Annotated in this window: 2 protein-coding genes and 1 tRNA gene; all 3 read left to right on the forward strand. The window is 38.8% G+C overall.

Annotated features, from left to right (window positions below; all coding sequences use genetic code 11):
• Nucleotides 1-579 precede the first annotated feature (579 nt).
• Entirely contained in the window at nt 580-2,208 is a 1,629-nt protein-coding gene (locus tag AC1DPZ_RS24250; RefSeq protein WP_477408319.1) for an ABC-F family ATP-binding cassette domain-containing protein, read from the forward strand.
• Nucleotides 2,209-2,339: 131 nt separating this feature from the next.
• Nucleotides 2,340-2,412: transfer RNA gene (locus tag AC1DPZ_RS24255), tRNA-Lys, on the forward strand.
• Nucleotides 2,413-2,548: 136 nt separating this feature from the next.
• On the forward strand, nt 2,549-3,415 hold an 867-nt coding region (locus AC1DPZ_RS24260; protein ID WP_477408321.1), incomplete at its 3' end, for a phage integrase SAM-like domain-containing protein.

The following is a 3,415-nucleotide window of genomic DNA, read 5'->3' on the forward strand; positions in this document are numbered from 1 at the left end:
GATTGTACCTGCAGCAAAACCACCGTTCGATTTGAAATTAAAATGGTCATTATCTTCCGATAATGACCATACAAATGTCCTTTTTACAATTAATGCAGATTTGAACATGATGTTAAAGATGCTCGCCTCGGGGCCTCTGCAAAAATTAGCTAACCATGAAACACAAACCTTAAATAATATATTAATTTAAGTATGTGTTACAGGCTTTATGGTAGTAATTAATATACCTTACGTTTTTGTGTATTATTAATGGCTATCACAATATTTACGATGATCAAACCTACAATTAATGCTGCCATGACTGGTATTGTTTAATAAATAATAATAAAGAATATAAGAATGTTAAGTCAAAGGTTATACCATTTATCTGGCATTGGTGAATTATGCTTTATAACGTATAAAAAGGGCGTTTAGTTTCGTTTGTGCAAATATTTTGAGCAATTGTATCCACGGTTGCCAAAATAGTTGGGGAAAACAGGAACACCCCCTTATCCCAGTCTCCACACAAACATAATATCGGCTTAGTTTACCATAAAACAAAGTATTTACCTTATTTTTGCGGCAAATTACAGGTGCAGCATGATCACGGTATCCAATCTATCTCTACGTTACGGTAAGCGTACATTATTTGAAGACGTTAATCTTAAGTTTTCGCAAGGTAACTGCTATGGCATAATAGGTGCCAACGGTGCTGGAAAATCAACATTTTTAAAAATTCTTTCTGGCGATATCGACCCAACCAGTGGATCGGTAAGCTTTACGCCCGGCGAGCGAATGGCTGTATTAAGTCAAAACCATTATGCGTTTGACGAATTTTCGGTGATTGAAACCGTTATGATGGGCCATAAGGAGATGTATGCCATTATGAAAGAAAAGGACGCCATTTACCTGAAAGAAGATTTTACTGATGCAGACGGCGAACGCGCAGGGGAGCTGGAAAACCTTTTTGCCGAAATGGATGGCTGGAATGCCGAAAGCAATGCTGCTACCCTATTAAGTAACCTGGGCATTAAAGAAGAATTTCATTATAACCTTGTAAAAGATTTGGACAATACTCAAAAAGTACGTGTGTTATTAGCACAAGCCCTTTTTGGCAAACCTGATATTTTACTATTGGATGAGCCTACCAACGACCTGGACATCCATACCGTAAGCTGGCTTGAAGATTTTTTAGCTTCGTACGAGGCTATTGTGCTGGTAGTATCGCACGACAGGCACTTCCTGGATACTGTGTGTACCCACGTGGTTGATATTGATTTTGCCAAAATGACCATTTATACCGGTAACTACACATTCTGGTACGAATCGAGCCAGTTAGCCCTGAAACAACGTTCTGATCAGAATAAAAAGACAGAAGAGCGGGTTAAGGAGTTGCAGGAATTTATACGCAGGTTTAGCGCGAACGCATCAAAATCAAAACAAGCTACCAGCCGTAAAAAAGCGTTGGATAAGATTAATATAGATGAGATCCAGCCTTCAAACCGGAAATACCCGGGAATTATATTCAATAACCTTGGCCGCGAAGCTGGTGACCAGATACTGCAGGTTGAAAACTTGAAGAAAAGCCTTAATGGCGAACTGTTGTTCAATAACATCAGCTTTACGGTAAACAAAGGTGATAAAATTGCTATTCTCTCTCAAAACAGCTTAGCTACTACCGCCCTATATAACATTTTAACCGGCAGGGATGCCGATTATAAAGGCAGCTTTAAATGGGGTGTTACCATTAACCCGGCCGATATTCCTATTGATAATGCCGAATACTTTAAAGGCAAAAACGATAACCTTATCGACTGGTTGCGCGAATACTCGCCGGGTGAGAAAGATGATCAGTTTATTCGTGGCTTTTTGGGTAGGATGTTATTCTCTGGCGAGGAAGTATTAAAGAAAAGCAATGTATTATCAGGAGGCGAAAAAATGCGCTGCATGTTTAGCCGTATGATGCTACAACAAGCAAACCTGCTGATGTTTGATGAGCCAACCAACCACCTCGACCTGGAATCGATCACAGCGCTTAATAATGGCATGAAAGACTTCAGGGGAACCATCCTGTTCACTTCACGGGATCATGAACTGGTTGAAACAGTTGCCAACCGTATTATTGAGCTTACCCCAGGTGGTTACATTGATAAGTTGATGACTTATGATGAATATATCAACAGCGCAGTAGTTCAAAAACAGCGCGAAGATTTGTACGCAATGGTTTAAAAGTCAGAAAGTCCGCAAGACGGAAAGTCAGGAAGTTAGAAAATGACAAATTCTTCCGGACTTTCCGGCTTCTATACTTTCCGACTCAAATAAAAATTAGCATATTTGCAACCCGGCAAAAAAACCGGAACGACTTGGTAGCTCAGCCGGTAGAGCAACTGACTCTTAATCAGTGGGTCGAGAGTTCGATCCTCTCCCAGGTCACGAAAAAAGCCTTCTTAGATCATTCTAAGGAGGTTTTTTGTTTCAGAGATTTTTCAAATTCCCTTATTAGGTCCATTTAGTTTGTACATGGTTTGTACACAGTTTGTACAACGATCACAGCCATAACTCCCCAAATATGGTAAAGTTGAAAACCATTTTAGATTTAAGGCGAGCCAAAGCAGATGGCACCTACACAATTCTCTTTAGAATCACCAATCACAAAGAAGTTAAATACCTTCCTTTTGGTATTTCAATATTTCAAAATCAATGGGATGATAAGTCATCTTCATTATCAAAACGACATCCAAATGCAGCAGTATTAAATGAAAGTCTAAGTAAACGCTTTTACGAATTGCAAAAGGCTATAGTGTCGCTTGAAGATTCTGACGGATATTCGTTTGAAAAACTAAGGTTACTTTTAACTCCCAAACCAATAACCCTACCCACGCTGTTCACATTCAAAATATTTTCCCATCAGGTAGTAGATGATATGATGAAAACGAATAGAACTGGCAATGCTTTGGTCTATTTAACAGCAGTCAATCGCCTTTTAAAATATGCGGAAAATGAGATGTTAAAATTTGAGGGTATAGACTATACTTTCATCGATGGATTCAAAAACGCCTTAGCTCGCGAAGGTTTAAAAAGTAACTCCATTGGTAATTACTTACGATCAATACGTGCACTATACAATAAAGCTATAAAAGCCAAAATAGTAGAGCGCGAACTTTACCCTTTTAATGACATAACTATCAAAACTGAAAAAACTGCGAAGAGGGCTATACGCATTGATGAATTATCAAAGATTTATAACTATCCTAAAAAAATCCATTCGCAGGAATGGCACGCAGCCAACTACTTCTTTCTAAGCTTCGCGCTTCGAGGAATCTCATTTACCGATATGGCTTACCTTAAAGAGAGCAATATCAATGATGGATATTTAACCTACAAAAGGCGAAAAACGAAGAAGATATACAGAATCAAACTTCATCCGACTGCTCTC

This window comes from Mucilaginibacter sp. P4_G9, from assembly GCF_056400985.1.

Bases quoted from the DNA above. Each gene is read 5' to 3' on its own strand.
- AC1DPZ_RS24250 (WP_477408319.1), top strand. From the start codon at position 580: ATGATCACGGTATCCAATCTATCTCTACGTTACGGTAAGCGTACATTA.